This window comes from Streptococcus mitis, assembly GCF_022137125.1.
GTDB lineage: Bacteria > Bacillota > Bacilli > Lactobacillales > Streptococcaceae > Streptococcus > Streptococcus mitis_CE.
Window position 1 is genome coordinate 287,055 of sequence record NZ_JAKNEQ010000002.1, and the last position, 16,907, is coordinate 303,961.

16 protein-coding genes are annotated in these 16,907 nt (G+C 43.5%); all 16 read left to right on the forward strand.

Features of this window, described 5'->3' with window-relative positions:
* Positions 1–146: 146 nt before the first annotated feature.
* The 16 genes from L0P31_RS03370 (at position 147) to L0P31_RS03445 (ending at position 16,882) form a co-directional block, all read left to right on the forward strand.
* Entirely contained in the window at positions 147–887 is a 741-nt protein-coding gene (locus L0P31_RS03370) for a class I SAM-dependent DNA methyltransferase (protein ID WP_337926981.1), read from the forward strand.
* A gap of 9 nt (positions 888–896) precedes the next feature.
* Positions 897–1,994: a nucleotidyltransferase gene (locus tag L0P31_RS03375; RefSeq protein WP_238095744.1), complete on the forward strand. Its 1,098-nt coding sequence runs from the start codon at positions 897–899 to the stop codon at positions 1,992–1,994.
* A gap of 237 nt (positions 1,995–2,231) precedes the next feature.
* Positions 2,232–2,486 (forward strand): type II toxin-antitoxin system Phd/YefM family antitoxin, encoded by a 255-nt coding sequence (locus L0P31_RS03380; protein WP_000388572.1) that lies wholly within the window; start codon positions 2,232–2,234, stop codon positions 2,484–2,486.
* A 3-nt stretch (positions 2,487–2,489) separates the two neighbouring features.
* Positions 2,490–2,744, forward strand: a complete 255-nt coding sequence (locus L0P31_RS03385; protein ID WP_238095746.1) for a Txe/YoeB family addiction module toxin — start codon at positions 2,490–2,492, stop codon at positions 2,742–2,744.
* A 190-nt stretch (positions 2,745–2,934) separates the two neighbouring features.
* On the forward strand, positions 2,935–4,548 hold the full coding sequence (locus tag L0P31_RS03390; RefSeq protein ID WP_000404934.1) for a ribonuclease Y: 1,614 nt from the start codon (positions 2,935–2,937) through the stop codon (positions 4,546–4,548).
* 129 nt (positions 4,549–4,677) lie between these two features.
* Complete coding sequence (gene gmk, locus L0P31_RS03395; RefSeq protein ID WP_000775041.1) at positions 4,678–5,304, forward strand: guanylate kinase; 627 nt, start codon at positions 4,678–4,680, stop codon at positions 5,302–5,304.
* Positions 5,305–5,328: 24 nt separating this feature from the next.
* Entirely contained in the window at positions 5,329–5,643 is a 315-nt protein-coding gene (gene rpoZ / locus L0P31_RS03400; protein ID WP_000979235.1) for a DNA-directed RNA polymerase subunit omega, read from the forward strand.
* 65 nt (positions 5,644–5,708) lie between these two features.
* Complete coding sequence (locus tag L0P31_RS03405) at positions 5,709–8,105, forward strand: primosomal protein N' (protein ID WP_238095748.1); 2,397 nt, start codon at positions 5,709–5,711, stop codon at positions 8,103–8,105.
* A 12-nt stretch (positions 8,106–8,117) separates the two neighbouring features.
* Entirely contained in the window at positions 8,118–9,053 is a 936-nt protein-coding gene (gene fmt, locus L0P31_RS03410) for a methionyl-tRNA formyltransferase (RefSeq protein ID WP_000163673.1), read from the forward strand.
* Entirely contained in the window at positions 9,046–10,359 is a 1,314-nt protein-coding gene (rsmB, locus tag L0P31_RS03415) for a 16S rRNA (cytosine(967)-C(5))-methyltransferase RsmB (RefSeq protein WP_238095750.1), read from the forward strand. Before fmt ends, rsmB begins: the two co-directional genes overlap by 8 nt.
* A 14-nt stretch (positions 10,360–10,373) precedes the next feature.
* Entirely contained in the window at positions 10,374–11,114 is a 741-nt protein-coding gene (locus L0P31_RS03420; protein WP_033685450.1) for a Stp1/IreP family PP2C-type Ser/Thr phosphatase, read from the forward strand.
* Entirely contained in the window at positions 11,111–13,024 is a 1,914-nt protein-coding gene (gene pknB, locus L0P31_RS03425; RefSeq protein ID WP_238095752.1) for a Stk1 family PASTA domain-containing Ser/Thr kinase, read from the forward strand. The genes L0P31_RS03420 and pknB overlap by 4 nt, the downstream gene beginning before the upstream one ends.
* Before the next feature lie 88 nt (positions 13,025–13,112).
* Positions 13,113–13,871 carry a threonine/serine exporter family protein gene (locus L0P31_RS03430; protein ID WP_000392943.1) on the forward strand — a complete coding sequence of 253 codons (759 nt, stop codon included), beginning with the start codon at positions 13,113–13,115 and terminating at the stop codon, positions 13,869–13,871.
* A gap of 1 nt (position 13,872) precedes the next feature.
* Positions 13,873–14,322 carry a threonine/serine exporter family protein gene (locus L0P31_RS03435; RefSeq protein WP_025171133.1) on the forward strand — a complete coding sequence of 150 codons (450 nt, stop codon included), beginning with the start codon at positions 13,873–13,875 and terminating at the stop codon, positions 14,320–14,322.
* A 113-nt stretch (positions 14,323–14,435) separates the two neighbouring features.
* Positions 14,436–15,608, forward strand: coding sequence for a hydroxymethylglutaryl-CoA synthase (locus tag L0P31_RS03440; protein WP_238095753.1), 1,173 nt, complete (start codon positions 14,436–14,438; stop codon positions 15,606–15,608).
* Positions 15,608–16,882 carry a hydroxymethylglutaryl-CoA reductase, degradative gene (locus L0P31_RS03445; RefSeq protein WP_238095754.1) on the forward strand — a complete coding sequence of 425 codons (1,275 nt, stop codon included), beginning with the start codon at positions 15,608–15,610 and terminating at the stop codon, positions 16,880–16,882. The genes L0P31_RS03440 and L0P31_RS03445 overlap by 1 nt, the downstream gene beginning before the upstream one ends.
* Positions 16,883–16,907 lie beyond the last annotated feature (25 nt).

Here is a 16,907-nt window from a genome sequence, read left to right on the forward strand (position 1 = left end):
AAGGTAGAGAGCGTCGTGTTTGGCTCCTTTCGAAATTGAACACGAGCTAAAAGCTGTGAGAAAAAGATAAACTTCCTTTGTATCTGACGATACGGCAGAAAGTTTTCTATTTTCTCCTTGCTTTTAACGCTCTTGGTATCATGATTATGGCAACTTATGAAACCTTTGCGGCGGTCTATGATGCGGTTATGGACGATAGTTTATATGATAAATGGACGGACTTTTCTCTGCTTCATTTGCCTAAGACCAAGGAGAGAAAGAAACTCTTGGAATTGGCTTGTGGGACAGGAATTCAATCTGTGCGCTTCTCTCAGGCTGGTTTTGATGTGACTGGACTTGACTTGAGTGGGGATATGTTGAAGATTGCTGAAAAGAGAGCGACTTCAGCCAAACAAAAGATTGACTTTATTGAAGGCAATATGCTGGATTTGTCCAAGGCAGGTCAATATGACTTTGTCACTTGTTATTCGGACTCAATCTGCTATATGCAAGATGAGGTGGAAGTCGGGGACGTCTTTAAGGAAGTGTATAATGCCCTTAATGAAGATGGAGTTTTCATCTTTGACGTGCATTCGACTTACCAGACGGATGAAATTTTTCCAGGCTATTCCTACCATGAAAATGCGGAAGATTTTGCCATGCTCTGGGATACTTATGAGGACGAAGCTCCTCACTCCATTGTGCATGAGTTGACTTTCTTTATCAAGGAGTCTGACGGATCCTTTAGTCGTCACGATGAAGTACATGAGGAGCGGACCTATGAGGTCTTGACCTATGACATTCTGCTGGAACAGGCTGGATTCAAGTCCTTCAAACTCTATGCAGACTTTGAAGACAAGGAGCCAACAGAAACTAGCACCCGTTGGTTTTTTGTCGCGCAGAAGTAGGAGAACATCATGACCATCACAGGTATTATCGCGGAGTTCAATCCTTTTCATAATGGCCATAAATACCTGCTGGATCAGGCAGAGGGATTGAAAATCGTTGCTATGTCTGGGAATTTCATGCAACGTGGAGAGCCTGCTATCGTAGACAAGTGGACTCGGGCCCAGATGGCGCTGGAAAACGGAGCAGATTTGGTGGTTGAATTGCCCTTTCTAGTCAGTGTTCAGGCGGCAGATTTCTTTGGCCAAGGAGCTGTGGATATCTTGGCTAGGTTGGGCATAGATAGCCTCGCTTTTGGGACAGAAGAAGTTCTAGATTATCAAAAAATCGCTGATTTATACACAGAGCAGGGTGCTGAGATGGAGCAATTTGTGGAAAATCTGCCTGATTCCCTTTCCTATCCCCAGAAAACCCAGACCATGTGGAAGGAATTTGCAGGTCTTGATTTTTCAGGTAATACACCCAATCATGTCCTTGCTCTGGCCTATGTCAAGGCAGTTGCAGGACGAGACATCAAACTTGAGCCAATTCAGCGTCAGGGGGCAGGCTACCATTCTGTGGACAAGGATGTGGACTTTGCTTCGGCAACAGCCCTCCGTCAGCACCAGAGGGACAAAGATTTCTTAGAACGCTTTATGCCTTCTGTTACCCTTTTTGAGCAGGCCAGTAAGGTGAGCTGGGAAGACTATTTTTCCTTGCTACGCTATCAAATATTGTCAAATCCCGACCTAACCAGCATCTATCAGATCAATCAAGAAATGGCTGTGCGCATTAATGAAGCTATTAAAACAGCACAGTCTGTAGAAGAATTAGTCGATGCAGTTGCGACCAAACGTTACACCAAGGCGCGTGTCAGACGCCTTTTGACCTATATTTTGGTGCAAGCTAGAGAAAGTGATTTGCCAGAAGGGATTCATGTCCTTGGATTTACTGAAAATGGCAGACAACACCTTAAGTCTCTGAAAGTACAGGTTAATCTAGTTAGCCGAATTGGAAAAGAACCTTGGGATGTCATGACTCAAAAGGCAGACCAGATTTACCAACTGGGAAATCTAAGTATAGCAGGGCAGAATTTTGGAAGAGTGCCGATAAGAATAGAAACAAACTAAGTCTACTGAAAGGTAGGCTTTTTGAGATTTTTTACGAATAATACTCTTCGAAAATCAAATTCAAACCACGTCAACGTCGCCTTGCCGTACTCAAGTACAGCCTGCGGCTAGTTTCCTAGTTTGCTCTTTGATTTTCATTGAGTATAAATAGATAGAAAAGAAAATCTTGTACAAGTTCCTGACAATTTCTTTCTTTTCATGTATAATAGTGGAAAAGAGGTAAAACGAGGTATGGTTATGGAAGCAGTTCTTTACTCAACATTCCGAAATCATTTAAAGGACTACATGAAAAAGGTAAATGATGAATTTGAGCCTTTAACGGTGGTCAATAAAAATCCAGACGAGGACATTGTAGTCCTTTCAAAGAGTGAGTGGGATAGTATCCAAGAAACCCTGAGAATTGCTCAAAATAAGGAACTTTCTGATAAGGTTTTGCGAGGAATGGCTCAAGTTCGTGCTGGAAGCACTCAAGTCCATGTTATTGAGGAGTGAGGAATGCTACTCAAGTTTACAGAAGATGCCTGGGCAGATTATTGCTACTGGCAAACTCAGGACAAGAAAACACTAAAAAGAATCAATAAACTAATCAAGGATATTCAACGTAATCCATTTACAGGAATAGGAAAACCAGAACCGCTTAAATATGACTATCAAGGAGCCTGGTCTCGTCGCATTGACGCAGAAAATCGCTTGATTTATATGATGGATGGGGATAGCATCGCTTTCTTGTCTTGCAAAGATCATTACTAAGTCTACTGTAAAGTAGGCTTTTTCTCAAGTCTCTACTAAACTACTATTTCTAAATAACAATTTTATTTTAGCAAACGCGTTCCAAATTCCCCAAAACATATTCTATTTTAGGTTTGTGAAAATCACTTTTTTATGGTAGAATGTAAAAGAATGTATGTCATTCGGAATAACAATAAAATGAGGTAAAAACATGGAAATCATGTCGCTTGCGATTGCTGTTTTTGCCGTCATCATTGGTTTAGTCATTGGATATGTCAGCATCTCAGCTAAAATGAAATCATCTCAGGAAGCTGCGGAGTTGATGCTTTTAAATGCTGAACAAGAAGCAACTAATTTACGTGGACAAGCTGAGCGTGAAGCGGATTTACTTGTTAATGAAGCCAAACGTGAAAGCAAGTCTCTTAAAAAAGAAGCACTATTGGAGGCCAAAGAAGAAGCCAGAAAATACCGTGAAGAAGTGGACGCTGAATTCAAATCAGAACGTCAAGAACTCAAACAAATCGAAAGTCGTTTGACCGAGAGAGCTACTAGCCTTGACCGTAAGGACGACAATTTGACGAGTAAAGAACAAACACTTGAACAAAAAGAACAAAGTATTTCTGATAGAGCGAAAAACCTTGATGCGCGTGAAGAGCAATTAGAGGAAGTCGAAAGACAAAAAGAAGCAGAACTAGAGCGTATTGGTGCTCTGTCTCAGGCAGAAGCACGAGATATTATCTTGGCTCAGACAGAGGAAAACTTGACCAAGGAGATTGCTAGCCGTATTCGCGAAGCTGAGCAAGAGGTCAAGGAACGTTCTGATAAAATGGCCAAGGATATCCTGGTTCAAGCTATGCAACGTATCGCTGGTGAATATGTAGCGGAGTCAACAAACTCAACAGTTCATCTGCCAGACGATACTATGAAGGGACGCATTATTGGTCGTGAAGGTCGTAACATTCGTACCTTTGAAAGTTTGACAGGGGTCGATGTCATTATCGACGATACACCAGAAGTGGTAACCTTGTCAGGATTTGACCCGATTCGTCGTGAAATTGCTCGTATGACCATGGAAATGTTGCTTAAGGATGGTCGTATCCATCCAGCTCGTATCGAAGAGTTGGTTGAGAAAAACCGTCAAGAGATTGATAATAAGATCCGTGAATATGGTGAGGCAGCAGCCTATGAGATTGGTGCGCCAAACCTTCATCCAGACTTGATGAAGATTATGGGACGTTTGCAGTTCCGTACTTCTTATGGACAAAATGTCTTGCGTCATTCGATTGAGGTTGCTAAGTTGGCTGGTATTATGGCGAGCGAACTTGGTGAAAATGCGGCTCTTGCCCGTCGTGCTGGATTCCTTCACGATATCGGAAAAGCTATTGACCGCGAGGTTGAGGGTAGCCACGTTGAAATCGGTATGGAATTGGCTCGTAAGTATAAGGAACACCCAGTTGTGGTCAATACGATTGCTAGTCACCACGGTGATGTTGAAGCTGAGAGCGTCATTGCAGTGATCGTCGCTGCAGCAGATGCCTTGAGTGCAGCCCGTCCAGGTGCTCGTAGTGAGTCTCTTGAAAGCTATATCAAGCGTCTCCATGATTTGGAAGAAATTGCTAACGGCTTTGAAGGGGTACAAAATAGCTTTGCCCTTCAAGCAGGACGTGAAATCCGCATCATGGTAAATCCAGGACAAATCAAGGACGACAAAGTCACAATCTTGGCTCATAAAGTTCGTGAGAAAATTGAAAACAATCTCGATTACCCAGGAAATATCAAGGTAACCGTGATTCGTGAGCTTCGTGCAGTAGATTATGCTAAATAAATAAGAAAGAGCAGTTGAAAAATTACTGCTTTTTTGTTACACTAGATAGAAAGACTGTAAAGGATAATCTGGCTTTTTGCAATTATTCTAGAGAAATGTTATTTCACAGACTGACTAAAAGGAGACACAATGGCAGACCGAGGCTTACTAATCGTTTTTTCTGGTCCTTCAGGGGTTGGAAAAGGAACGGTTAGAAGAGAGATTTTTGAGAGTTCTGAAAACCAATTTCAATACTCTGTATCGATGACGACACGCGCACAACGTCCTGGAGAAGTGGACGGTGTTGACTATTTCTTCCGCACTCGCGAAGAGTTTGAAGAGCTGATTCGTCAAGGACAGATGTTGGAATACGCAGAATATGTCGGCAACTACTATGGGACTCCTCTGACCTACGTCAATGAAACCTTGGACAAGGGAATCGATGTTTTCCTTGAAATTGAGGTTCAGGGCGCTCTTCAGGTCAAGAAAAAGGTTCCAGATGCTGTCTTTATCTTCCTGACACCACCAGATTTGGATGAATTGCAAGATCGTTTAGTAGGTCGTGGAACAGACAGTGCAGAAGTGATTGCCCAACGAATCGAAAAAGCCAAGGAAGAAATTGCTCTCATGCGTGAGTATGATTATGCGATTGTCAACGATCAGGTGCCCCTAGCTGCTGAGCGTGTCAAACGTGTTATTGAAGCAGAGCACTTCCGTGTAGATCGTGTCATTGGTCACTATCAGGAGATGTTACCAAAATCTCCAACTACTCGATAAAATTTAGAAAATAGGTACAAGCAAATGATGTTAAAACCCTCTATTGATACCTTGCTCGACAAGGTTCCATCAAAATATTCACTCGTAATTTTGGAAGCAAAACGTGCCCACGAATTGGAAGCAGGTGCGCCAGCAACTCAAGGTTTCAAGTCTGAAAAATCAACTCTTCGCGCTTTAGAAGAAATCGAATCAGGAAACGTTACAATTCACCCAGATCCAGAAGGAAAACGTGAAGCAGTGCGTCGCCGTATCGAAGAAGAAAAACGCCGCAAAGAAGAAGAAGAAAAGAAAATCAAAGAGCAAATCGCTAAAGAAAAAGAAGATGGTGAAAAAATTTAAGGTTGGGGGGACTCAATCTTATTTTTTCTATTGCAAGAATGTACTGACAAGGAGGAGGTGAGAAGATGGCCGTAGCTAAAATTATCGTAGATGTGCCTTTGATGCAGACGGACCAACCCTATAGTTACAGGATTCCGGAGGAATTTGAGGGAATGCTGGAAGTTGGGATGCGGGTCCATGTACCTTTTGGTAAGGGCAATCGCCTGATTCAAGGGATTGTTCTTGGTTTGGAGTCCCAACCAGATGCAGAAGAGGCTAATCAAGATTTAAAAGATATTGCGGAGGTGCTGGATTTTTCTCCTGTGCTCACGCGAGAACAACTCTGGCTGGCTGAGGAGTTACGCAAATCTGTTTTCTCCTACAAGATTTCCATCCTCAAGGCTATGTTACCGGGATTTCTGAACTCCAGCTATGACAAGATTCTCTATCCTCTGGCAGGTCTGAGTCAGGAAGACCGAGTGCGCTTGTTTGGTTCAGAAGATTCGCTTGCTTTTTCTTCTCTGGATTTAGCTAAGCAAGCTGAAATGATGCGTTTGACTAGGAAAGGTCTGCTTGGTCTGGAATATCAGGCAATTGATCAAAAGAAGGTCAAGACCCAGTCTTGGTATGAGGTAGACCTTGTTCAGTTAGAAGGTGTAGAGATTTCTACACGCGCCAAGAAAAAGTTAGAACTGAGAGACTATCTGCTGTCTCATCCAGAGAGCGCTTCTTTGGCTAGTTTGTTAGAGTCCTACTCGCGGGAGCAAGTCAACTTCTTTGTGGAACAAGGTGCTGTGACCATAGTTCAAAAGGAAGTTCAACGCTCGGCTGCTTATTTTGAAGGGATTGAAGCAAGTCAGCCTTTAGAGTTGAATCCAGAGCAAAGGCAGGCGCGTGATGCGGTTGTCAGTGCGGTTGGCAGTCATCAGCCTCCCTTCCTCCTTCAAGGGATTACAGGAAGCGGGAAGACGGAGGTTTACTTGCAGATTATCCAAGGGGCTTTGGACAAGGGCAAGACAGCTATTTTGCTGGTACCTGAGATTTCCTTGACTCCTCAGATGACGGAGCGATTTATTGCTCGCTTTGGTGAGAAAGTGGCAATTCTCCACTCAGGTCTGTCCAATGGTGAAAAGTATGATGAATGGCGCAAGGTGGAACGCGGCGATGCTCAAGTTGTTGTTGGTGCTAGATCGGCCATCTTTGCCCCCCTGAAAAATCTAGGTGTCATGATTATTGATGAGGAGCATGAAGCGACTTATAAGCAAGACAGCAATCCCCGTTACCATGCCAGAGAGGTAGCTATTTTACGGGCTCAGTATAATCAAGCAGCACTGGTACTTGGTTCAGCAACTCCTAGTCTGGAAAGCCGTGCTCGGGCTGGAAAAGGCGTTTATCAACATTTACGTCTGACCCAGCGCGCCAATCCTTTAGCTAGGATCCCTGAGGTTCAAGTAATTGACTTTCGGGACTATATCGGACAAAATGAAACGTCAAACTTTACGCCACCTTTGCTAGAAGCGATTCAGGATCGTCTGGCTAAAAAAGAGCAGGTGGTTCTTATGCTCAATCGTCGTGGTTATTCTAGCTTTGTTATGTGTCGGGAGTGTGGGACCGTGGATACTTGTCCTAACTGTGACATTTCCCTGACCTTGCACATGGATACCAAGACCATGAACTGCCATTATTGTGGTTTTTCGAAGGACATTCCTCAGGTCTGTCCTAACTGTAAGAGCCGAAGTATTCGTTACTATGGGACAGGGACACAGAAGGCTTATGATGAGCTGGCAGAACTCTTTCCGCAGGCCCGCATTTTGCGGATGGATGTGGACACGACTCGTAAGAAAGGTAGTCACCAAGCTCTTCTTGACCAGTTTGGGCGAGGAGAAGCAGATATTTTACTAGGTACTCAGATGATTGCCAAGGGATTGGATTTTCCTAATGTAACCTTAGTTGGAGTTCTCAATGCGGATACGGCATTGAATCTACCTGATTTCCGTTCTTCTGAGAGAACCTTCCAGCTCTTGACTCAGGTTGCAGGCCGGGCAGGTCGTGCTGAAAAAGCTGGGCAGGTCTTGATTCAGTCTTACAATCCTCAGCACTACGCTATTCGATTTGCAAAGGATCAGGATTACGAAGGTTTTTATGCCTATGAAATGGGAATCAGACGACAACTTGGTTATCCGCCTTACTATTTCACTATTGGCATTACCCTTTCTCACAAGAAAGAAGAAGAGGTGGTCAAACGTGCTTATGAAGTTATGAATATTTTGCGGTCAGGATTGTCAGAGACCAGTAACATTCTTGGGCCAACCCCCAAACCGATTGCTCGTACCCACAACCTCTATCATTACCAGATTTTGATTAAATACCGTTTAGAAGATGAGCTAAGTCCGACCCTCAACCAGGTCTTAGCCTTGACTCAAGAACGGGAAAATAGTGAGCTCCGTCTCAGCATTGACCATGAGCCACAGCAATTTTTATAAGAAGGAGAAGATATGACAAAATTAATCTTTATGGGGACACCCGACTTTTCAGCAACAGTCTTAAAAGGACTTTTGACAGATGACCGTTACGAAATTCTAGCCGTTGTGACCCAGCCGGACCGTGCTGTTGGGCGAAAAAAAGTGATTCAAGAAACCCCAGTCAAGCAGGCTGCCAAGGAAGCAGGGCTTCCTATTTATCAACCTGAAAAATTATCTGGAAGTCCTGAGATGGAAGCTATTATGAAGCTAGGAGCAGATGGAATTGTGACTGCTGCTTTTGGGCAGTTTCTGCCAAGTAAACTCCTTGATAGCATGGACTTTGCGGTCAATGTTCACGCTTCCCTTCTTCCCAAACACCGTGGTGGTGCGCCTATCCATTATGCCTTGATTCAAGGGGATGAGGAAGCTGGTGTGACCATCATGGAAATGGTGAAGGAAATGGATGCAGGAGATATGATTTCTCGTCGCAGTATTCCAATCACGGATGAGGACAATGTCGGCACCTTGTTTGAGAAATTGGCGCTAGTTGGTCGTGATTTGCTTTTGGACACTTTGCCTGCCTACATTGCTGGGGAAATCAAACCTGAACCGCAGGATCCAAGTCAGGTCACTTTCTCGCTAAATATCAAGCCAGAGGAAGAAAAACTGGACTGGAACAAAACCAATCGTCAACTCTTTAACCAAATCCGTGGCATGAACCCCTGGCCTGTTGCCCATACTTTCCTTAAGGGCGACCGCTTTAAGATTTATGAAGCACTACCAGTAGAAGGTCAGGGAAATCCAGGTGAGATTCTCTCTACTGGTAAGAAAGAATTGATTGTCGCAACGGCAGAAGGGGCTCTATCCCTCAAACAAGTGCAGCCAGCTGGTAAACCTAAGATGGACATTGCTTCCTTCCTCAATGGAGTTGGACGTACATTGACTGTAGGAGAACGATTTGGTGACTAAAGTAGAAACGGCTAGAAGAATAGCCCTAGCAGTATTAGAGGATGTTTTTATCAATCAAGCATACTCAAATATCGCCTTAAATAAGCATTTCAAGGGAAGTCAACTTTCGGCAGCAGACAAGGGCTTGGTGACCGAGCTGGTCTATGGAACGGTAGCCCGTAAACTGACTCTGGAATGGTACCTATCCCACTTTATCGAAGACAGAGACCAGTTAGATAGTTGGCTTTATGTCCTTCTTCTCATGAGTGCTTACCAGCTCCGCTATTTGGACAAGATTCCAGACCATGCTGTGGTCAATGAAGCAGTAGAATTGGCCAAAGTCCGTAAAAAAGGCAGTGAAAAATTGGTCAACGCTGTCCTTCGCCGTATCTTGCGTGAAGGCTGGCCAGATATTGCTAGCATCAAGCGAAAAAACAAGCGTGATTCTATTGCCTATTCTCTTCCAGTTTGGCTAGTTGCCAAGCTCAAGGAAGAATACGGAGAAGAGCGAGCTCAAGCTATCTTTGAAAGCCTTTTGGTGCGCAACAAGGCTAGTATTCGTGTAACGGACCTAGGACGAAAAGAAGAAATCCAAGTCTTGTTGGAGGCCAGTGATTCACCTTTGTCTGTTTTTGGTCTCGTCAAGGAGCAGGGGCATTTTGCAGGCCATGACCTATTTTCAGAGGGGGCTATTACTATCCAAGACGAGTCTAGTCAGCTGGTTGCTCCCACTCTTGATTTACAAGGTGGTGAGCAGGTTCTAGATGCCTGTGCGGCTCCAGGTGGGAAAACAGCCCATATAGCCTCTTATCTAACGACAGGTCAGGTTACTGCTCTGGACTTGTACGACCATAAGTTGGACTTAATACAAGAAAATGCCCAACGTTTGGGAGTTGCAGATCGGGTTCAAATGCAAAAATTAGATGCCAGAAAGGTACATGAGCTTTTTGGTCAGGATTCATTTGATAAGATTTTGGTAGATGCTCCCTGTTCAGGAATCGGTCTTCTGCGCCGAAAACCAGACATCAAATACAATAAAGAAACGGCAGATTTCGCGTCCTTGCAGGAAATTCAGCTAGAAATATTAGGTAGTGTTTGTCAAACACTACGCAAAGGTGGTATAATAACTTATAGTACCTGTACTATTGTCTCAGAGGAGAACTTTCAAGTCGTACAGGCATTTTTAGAAAGTCATCCTGAATTTGAGCAGGTTACACTAGAACATGAATGTAAGGATATCATGAAAGACGGCTGTATCCTCATTACACCTGAATTGTATGGAAGTGATGGATTTTTTATCAGTCAATTTCGTAAGATATCGGATTAGGAAGGAACTAACACATGGAAATTTCATTATTAACAGATGTTGGTCAGAAACGAACAAATAACCAAGACTATGTCAACCACTATGTCAATAGAGCTGGACGTACTATGATTATCCTAGCTGATGGTATGGGAGGTCATCGCGCAGGGAATATCGCTAGTGAAATGGCGGTAACAGACCTAGGTGTAGCTTGGGTAGATACTCAAATCGATACAGTTAATGAAGTACGTGAATGGTTTGCTAACAACCTTGAGATTGAAAATCAAAGGATTAACCAATTGGGACAAAATGAAGCCTATAAAGGAATGGGAACAACCCTTGAGGCTGTAGCCATTATTGATAATCAGGCTATCTATGCCCACATTGGGGATTCTCGTATCGGTTTGATTCGTGGAGAAGAATACCACCAGTTAACGAGCGACCATTCTTTGGTCAATGAATTGCTTAAGGCAGGTCAATTGACACCTGAAGAAGCTGCTAGCCATCCACAGAAAAATATTATTACCCAGTCAATCGGTCAAAAAGACGAAATTCAGCCTGATTTTGGAATGATCACCCTTGAGCCGGGAGACTATCTCTTACTCAATAGTGATGGCTTGACAAATATGATTTCAGGCAGTGAGATTTCTGATATTGTAACCAGCGATATTTCTTTGGCAGATAAGGCAGCAACCTTGATTCGTTTTGCCAACAATGCAGGTGGTTTAGACAATATCACAGTTGCCCTTATTGCTGTTAATGAGGAGGCAACAGAATGATCCAAATCGGCAAAATTTTTGCCGGGCGGTATCGGATTCTCAAACAAATTGGTCGAGGAGGCATGGCAGATGTCTATTTGGCCAAGGATTTGATTTTGGACGGTGAAGAAGTGGCAGTGAAGGTCCTGAGGACCAACTACCAAACAGATCCTATTGCAGTGGCTCGTTTTCAGCGGGAAGCGAGAGCCATGGCAGATCTGGACCATCCTCATATCGTTCGGATTACAGATATCGGTGAAGAAGAGGGACAACAGTATCTCGCAATGGAATATGTTGCTGGATTAGACCTCAAACGCTATATCAAGGAACATCACCCTCTTTCAAATGAAGAAGCGATTCGAATCATGGGACAAATCCTCTTGGCTATGCGCTTAGCCCATACTCGAGGAATTGTTCACAGGGATTTGAAACCGCAAAATATCCTTTTGACCCCAGATGGGACTGCCAAGGTTACAGACTTTGGGATTGCAGTAGCCTTTGCAGAGACGAGTTTGACTCAGACTAACTCAATGCTGGGTTCGGTTCATTATTTATCGCCAGAGCAGGCGCGTGGTTCTAAAGCAACTGTGCAGAGTGATATCTATGCCATGGGGATTATTTTCTATGAGATGCTGACAGGTCATATTCCTTACGATGGGGATAGTGCAGTGACCATCGCCCTCCAGCATTTCCAGAAACCACTGCCATCGGTTATAGCTGAAAATCCATCTGTGCCTCAGGCTCTAGAAAATGTTGTTATTAAGGCAACTGCCAAGAAATTGACAGATCGCTACAAATCAGTCGCTGAAATGTATGTGGATTTGTCTAGTAGTTTGTCTTATAATCGTCGCAATGAACCAAAGCTAGTCTTTGACGATGCAACTAAGGCAGATACTAAAACTCTTCCTAAAGTTCCACAAAGTACTCTGACTTCTATTCCTAAAGCTCCGGTACAAGAGGGAAGACCTCAACCTAAGCCTCAGCCTCATCAGACAGAAAAAACGGTACCTAGTTCAAAGCCAACCAAACGTCGTCGTATGAAAGCACGTTATCCAATTTTATTTGCGACCTTCTTGTTGGTTGTGGCATCCTTGGTATGGATTTTATATAGAACGCCCGCTACCATTGCTATTCCAAATGTGGCAGGTCAGACGGTTGCAGAGGCTAAAGAGGCTCTAAAAAAAGCCAATTTTGAGGTTGGTGAAGAAAAATCAGAGTCCAGTGATAAGGTTGAAGAAGGTCGGGTTATTCGTACAGACCCTGAAGCTGGTAAAACACGTAAAGAAGGAACAAAAATTAATTTGATTGTGTCTTCTGGTCAGCAGTCTTTCCAACTTGGAAATTATCTCGGAAGAAAGTCCAGTGATGTAGTGGCAGAATTGAAGGGCAAGAAGGTTCCAGAAAATCTAATTAAGATTGAGGAAGAAGAATCCAACGAAATCGAAGCTGGTACAATCATGAAACAAAGTTTACCGGAAGGAACAACCTATGATCTTAGCAAGGCAACTCAAATAGTTTTGACAGTTGCTAAAAAAGTAAATTCTATTTCAATGCCAAGCTATATTGGTTCTAGCCGAGAATTTGCAGTCAATAATCTTACAGAGATATATGACGTTAAAAAAGCTAATATTGAAGTTGTAGAAGTGTCTAAAGCTCCTGAAGGAACTGCTGAGGGGACTGTTGTAGAGCAAAGTCCAAAAGCAGGCGAAAAAGTAGACTTGAGCACTACTCGTGTTAAAATTTCTATTTATAAACCCAAAACACCACCATCAAGTTCCTCTTCAACGTCAGTTCAACGTGGTAACCAAGGTTCACCTACTACTCCAAATCAAGGGAATCAACAAGGTGGCCAGCAAGGAAATCAACAAGGAACGGTTCCTACTCCGAGTCAACCAAATAGTGAAGGAAATCACGAAAATTCTCGTGATTAAACGAATCTTTGTCATGATTTCATGGCAAAGATTTTTTTTGACTCCGGATTTGTGATAGAATAGTAGGAGTTGATAAAAGGAGGAACGCATGGAAGAATCAAGAGAATTAAATGCCGTCATCGATGTGATTATGTTAGCAGGAACCATTCTCCTTAAAAGTGGTTCAGAGATTCATCGTGTAGAAGATACCATGATTCGTATTGCGCATTCGCAGGGAATTTTGGATTGCAATGTTCTGGCTATGCCTGCCGCAATCTTTTTCTCCATTGAAAATACCAATATTTCGCGAATGAAACGCGTGACCTCCTCTTCTTATAATATTGAAAAAGTCTGCGATGTCAACCAGATTTCTCGTCAGTTGGTAGGGGGGCAGATTGATTTAGAGACAGCGTTCAAGCAATTGAAGGCTTTGCAAGCCCAACCTCTTCCTTATACTAAGTTGCAGGTAACTCTGGCTGCGACCTTTAGTGCTCCTTTCTTTTCAATTATGTTTAGTGGAAATATCTACGACGCACTTGGGGCAGGAGTGGCTACCTTATTTGGTTTTGCCTTTTCCCTCTATGTAGAGAAGTTTATCCGAATTCCCTTTGTGACAGCATTTGCTGGAGCCTTTGTCTTTGGGATGATAGCCCAGTTTTGGGCTCGCTACACAGGTTTTCCTTCAACGGCAGATTTGATTATAGCTGGTGCGGTCATGCCGTTTGTACCAGGTATTGCCTTGACCAATGCGGTTCGTGATATTATGACCAACCACATAAACTCTGGTATGAGTAAGATGTTTGAATCCCTGCTCATTACCCTTGCTTTAGGGGCGGGAACTTCTGTCGCCTTGGTATTGATGAACTAATATGACACTAACAACCTTTTTATTACAAGCAGTAGCAAGTCTTCTTGCTATAATCACTTTTTTAATCGTACTCAATGTTCAACGTTCTATGCTCTTACCAGGAGGAATTTTGGGCATGGCTGTCTGGCTAATTTATCTTTTGCTCAAGGAACCGACCAATGTTATTGTGGCTACTTTTATTGCAGCCATTATCGGTTCTTGTGTCAGCCAGATTTTAAGTATTCTTTATAAGACACCTGCTGTAGTCTTTATCTTGGCAATCTTGGCACCTCTGGTTCCGGGTTATCTCTCCTATCGGACAACTGCCTTTTTTGTGACGGGAGATTACAGTCATGCCATTGCTAGTGCAACCTTGGTTGTTATGTTGGCTTTGGTAATTTCTATTGGCATGGCTAGCGGAACAGTGATTCTCAGACTGTATTCCTACTTACGAAAACAGCAAAATCGTTAGACGAACAAGAGACTTGATTTGGTGAATCAAGTCTTTTTTCTCTCTTTTACTGCCATTTGTGATAAAATAGTATAGAACGATTTTTTACAATGAATGATAAAACAGAGGTAAATATGACAATCGGTATTGATAAGATTGGTTTTGCGACCAGTCAATATGTCTTGAAATTACAAGACTTAGCAGAAGAGAGGGGCATTGACCCTGAAAAATTAAGTAAAGGACTCTTGCTCAAGGAATTGAGTATTGCGCCCATAACTGAGGATATCGTGACCTTGGCGGCCAGTGCAAGTGACTCTATTTTAACTGACCAAGAAAGACAAGAAATTGACATGGTCATTGTGGCTACCGAGTCAGGAATTGACCAGAGTAAGGCTGCGGCCGTCTTTGTGCATAGCTTGCTTGGCATCCAGCCCTTTGCTCGTAGTTTCGAGATTAAAGAAGCCTGCTATGGAGCGACAGCTGCCCTCCATTATGCCAAATTGCATGTGGAAAATTCTCCAGAGTCCAAGGTCTTGGTCATTGCCAGTGATATTGCCAAATACGGTATTGAAACTCCAGGAGAACCAACTCAGGGCGCTGGCAGTGTGGCTATGTTGATTACACAAAATCCACGCATTATGGCCTTTAATAATGACAATGTAGCTCAAACCCGTGACATCATGGATTTTTGGCGTCCAAATTACTCAACAACCCCTTATGTAAATGGTGTCTATTCTACCCAACAATATTTGGATAGTTTGAAAACGACTTGGCTTGAATATCAAAAACGCTACCAGCTTACTTTGGATGATTTCGCGGCGGTTTGCTTCCACTTGCCTTATCCTAAATTAGCACTAAAAGGCTTGAAAAAAATCATGGATAAGAGCCTGCCTCAAGAGAAAAAGGACCTCTTGCAAAAGCATTTTGACCAGTCTATTCTCTACAGTCAAAAGGTAGGGAACATCTATACAGGTTCCCTCTTCCTCGGCCTCCTATCTCTTTTGGAAAATACAGACAGCTTGAAGGCTGGGGATAAAATTGCCCTTTATAGTTACGGAAGTGGTGCTGTGGCTGAGTTCTTCAGTGGTGAATTGGTTGAAGGATATGAAGTTTATCTAGATAAAGACCGCTTGAACAAGCTCAACCAACGAACTGCCCTATCCGTAGCTGACTATGAAAAAGTCTTCTTTGAGGAAGTGGACTTAGATGAAACAAACTCTGCCCAGTTTGCTGGCTATGAAAATCAAGATTTTGCCTTGGTTGAAATTGTGGACCACCAACGCCGTTATAGCAAGGTTGAAAAATAATGAAGATAAGTTGGAATGGATTTTCTAAAAAATCATGCCAAGAGCGCCTCGAGCTGTTAAAAGCTCAGGCGCTCCTTAGTCCTGAGAGACAAGAGAGTTTGGAGCAGGATGAACAAATTAGCTTGACTGTCGCAGACCAGCTGAGTGAGAATGTGGTGGGAACTTTTTCTCTTCCTTATTCGCTGGTTCCAGAGGTTCTCGTTAACGGTCAGGAATACACAGTTCCCTATGTGACTGAAGAGCCCTCTGTGGTTGCTGCGGCCTGCTATGCAAGTAAAATCATCAAGCGAGCAGGTGGCTTTACTGCACAAGTCCATGAGCGTCAGATGATTGGTCAGGTAGCCCTTTATCAAGTTGCTAATCCTGAACAAGCGCAAGAGAAGATTGTCAGCAAGAAAGCGGAGCTCTTGGAACTTGCCAATCAAGCCTATCCTTCTATCGTCAAACGTGGTGGCGGGGCGCGTGATTTACATGTAGAGCAGATCAAAGGTGAGACAGACTTTCTCGTTGTTTATCTCCATGTCGATACTCAGGAAGCCATGGGTGCCAATATGCTCAACACCATGCTGGAAGCCTTGAAGCCAGTATTAGAAGAACTCAGTCAGGGGCAGAGTCTTATGGGAATCCTGTCCAACTACGCGACCGATTCTCTGGTGACTGCAAGCTGTCGCATTGCTTTTCGATACTTGAGTCGCCAAAAGGAGCAAGGACGAGAGATTGCGGAGAAAATAGCTTTGGCTAGTCAGTTTGCGCAGGCTGATCCTTACCGAGCTGCTACTCATAATAAAGGGATTTTTAATGGTATTGATGCCATTTCAATTGCAACTGGTAATGACTGGCGTGCCATTGAAGCCGGGGCCCATGCCTTTGCTAGTAGAGAAGGACACTATCAAGGTCTTAGTCAATGGACACTGGACGTTGAGAGAGAAGAATTGGTCGGTGAGATGACCTTGCCTATGCCTGTAGCGACAAAGGGTGGCTCTATCGGTCTCAACCCTCGTGTAGCCCTCAGTCATGAACTGCTGGGAAATCCATCTGCTAAAGAATTAGCCCAGATTATCGTGTCTATCGGTCTTGCCCAAAACTTTGCAGCCCTCAAAGCTTTGGTGAGTACAGGGATCCAGCAAGGCCACATGAAATTGCAGGCCAAATCCTTGGCACTTCTCGCAGGTGCTAGTGAGTCTGAAGTTGCTCCCCTGGTCGAGCGCCTCATCGCAGATAAAACCTTTAATCTAGAGACTGCCCAGCGTTATCTAGAAAATTTAAGATCATAAAAAAACTCAGACGAATTTGTCTGAG

Excerpts from the sequence above, each read along its gene's own strand:
- L0P31_RS03385 (WP_238095746.1), top strand. The coding sequence starts at position 2,490 with ATGCTACTCAAGTTTACAGAAGATGCCTGGGCAGATTATTGCTACTGG.
- pknB (WP_238095752.1), top strand. The coding sequence starts at position 11,111 with ATGATCCAAATCGGCAAAATTTTTGCCGGGCGGTATCGGATTCTCAAA.
- L0P31_RS03440 (WP_238095753.1), top strand. The coding sequence starts at position 14,436 with ATGACAATCGGTATTGATAAGATTGGTTTTGCGACCAGTCAATATGTC.
- L0P31_RS03405 (WP_238095748.1), top strand. The coding sequence starts at position 5,709 with ATGGCCGTAGCTAAAATTATCGTAGATGTGCCTTTGATGCAGACGGAC.
- rpoZ (WP_000979235.1), top strand. The coding sequence starts at position 5,329 with ATGATGTTAAAACCCTCTATTGATACCTTGCTCGACAAGGTTCCATCA.
- gmk (WP_000775041.1), top strand. The coding sequence starts at position 4,678 with ATGGCAGACCGAGGCTTACTAATCGTTTTTTCTGGTCCTTCAGGGGTT.
- L0P31_RS03390 (WP_000404934.1), top strand. The coding sequence starts at position 2,935 with ATGGAAATCATGTCGCTTGCGATTGCTGTTTTTGCCGTCATCATTGGT.
- L0P31_RS03375 (WP_238095744.1), top strand. The coding sequence starts at position 897 with ATGACCATCACAGGTATTATCGCGGAGTTCAATCCTTTTCATAATGGC.
- L0P31_RS03420 (WP_033685450.1), top strand. The coding sequence starts at position 10,374 with ATGGAAATTTCATTATTAACAGATGTTGGTCAGAAACGAACAAATAAC.
- L0P31_RS03370 (WP_337926981.1), top strand. The coding sequence starts at position 147 with ATGGCAACTTATGAAACCTTTGCGGCGGTCTATGATGCGGTTATGGAC.
- L0P31_RS03430 (WP_000392943.1), top strand. The coding sequence starts at position 13,113 with ATGGAAGAATCAAGAGAATTAAATGCCGTCATCGATGTGATTATGTTA.
- L0P31_RS03445 (WP_238095754.1), top strand. The coding sequence starts at position 15,608 with ATGAAGATAAGTTGGAATGGATTTTCTAAAAAATCATGCCAAGAGCGC.
- L0P31_RS03435 (WP_025171133.1), top strand. The coding sequence starts at position 13,873 with ATGACACTAACAACCTTTTTATTACAAGCAGTAGCAAGTCTTCTTGCT.
- L0P31_RS03380 (WP_000388572.1), top strand. The coding sequence starts at position 2,232 with ATGGAAGCAGTTCTTTACTCAACATTCCGAAATCATTTAAAGGACTAC.
- fmt (WP_000163673.1), top strand. The coding sequence starts at position 8,118 with ATGACAAAATTAATCTTTATGGGGACACCCGACTTTTCAGCAACAGTC.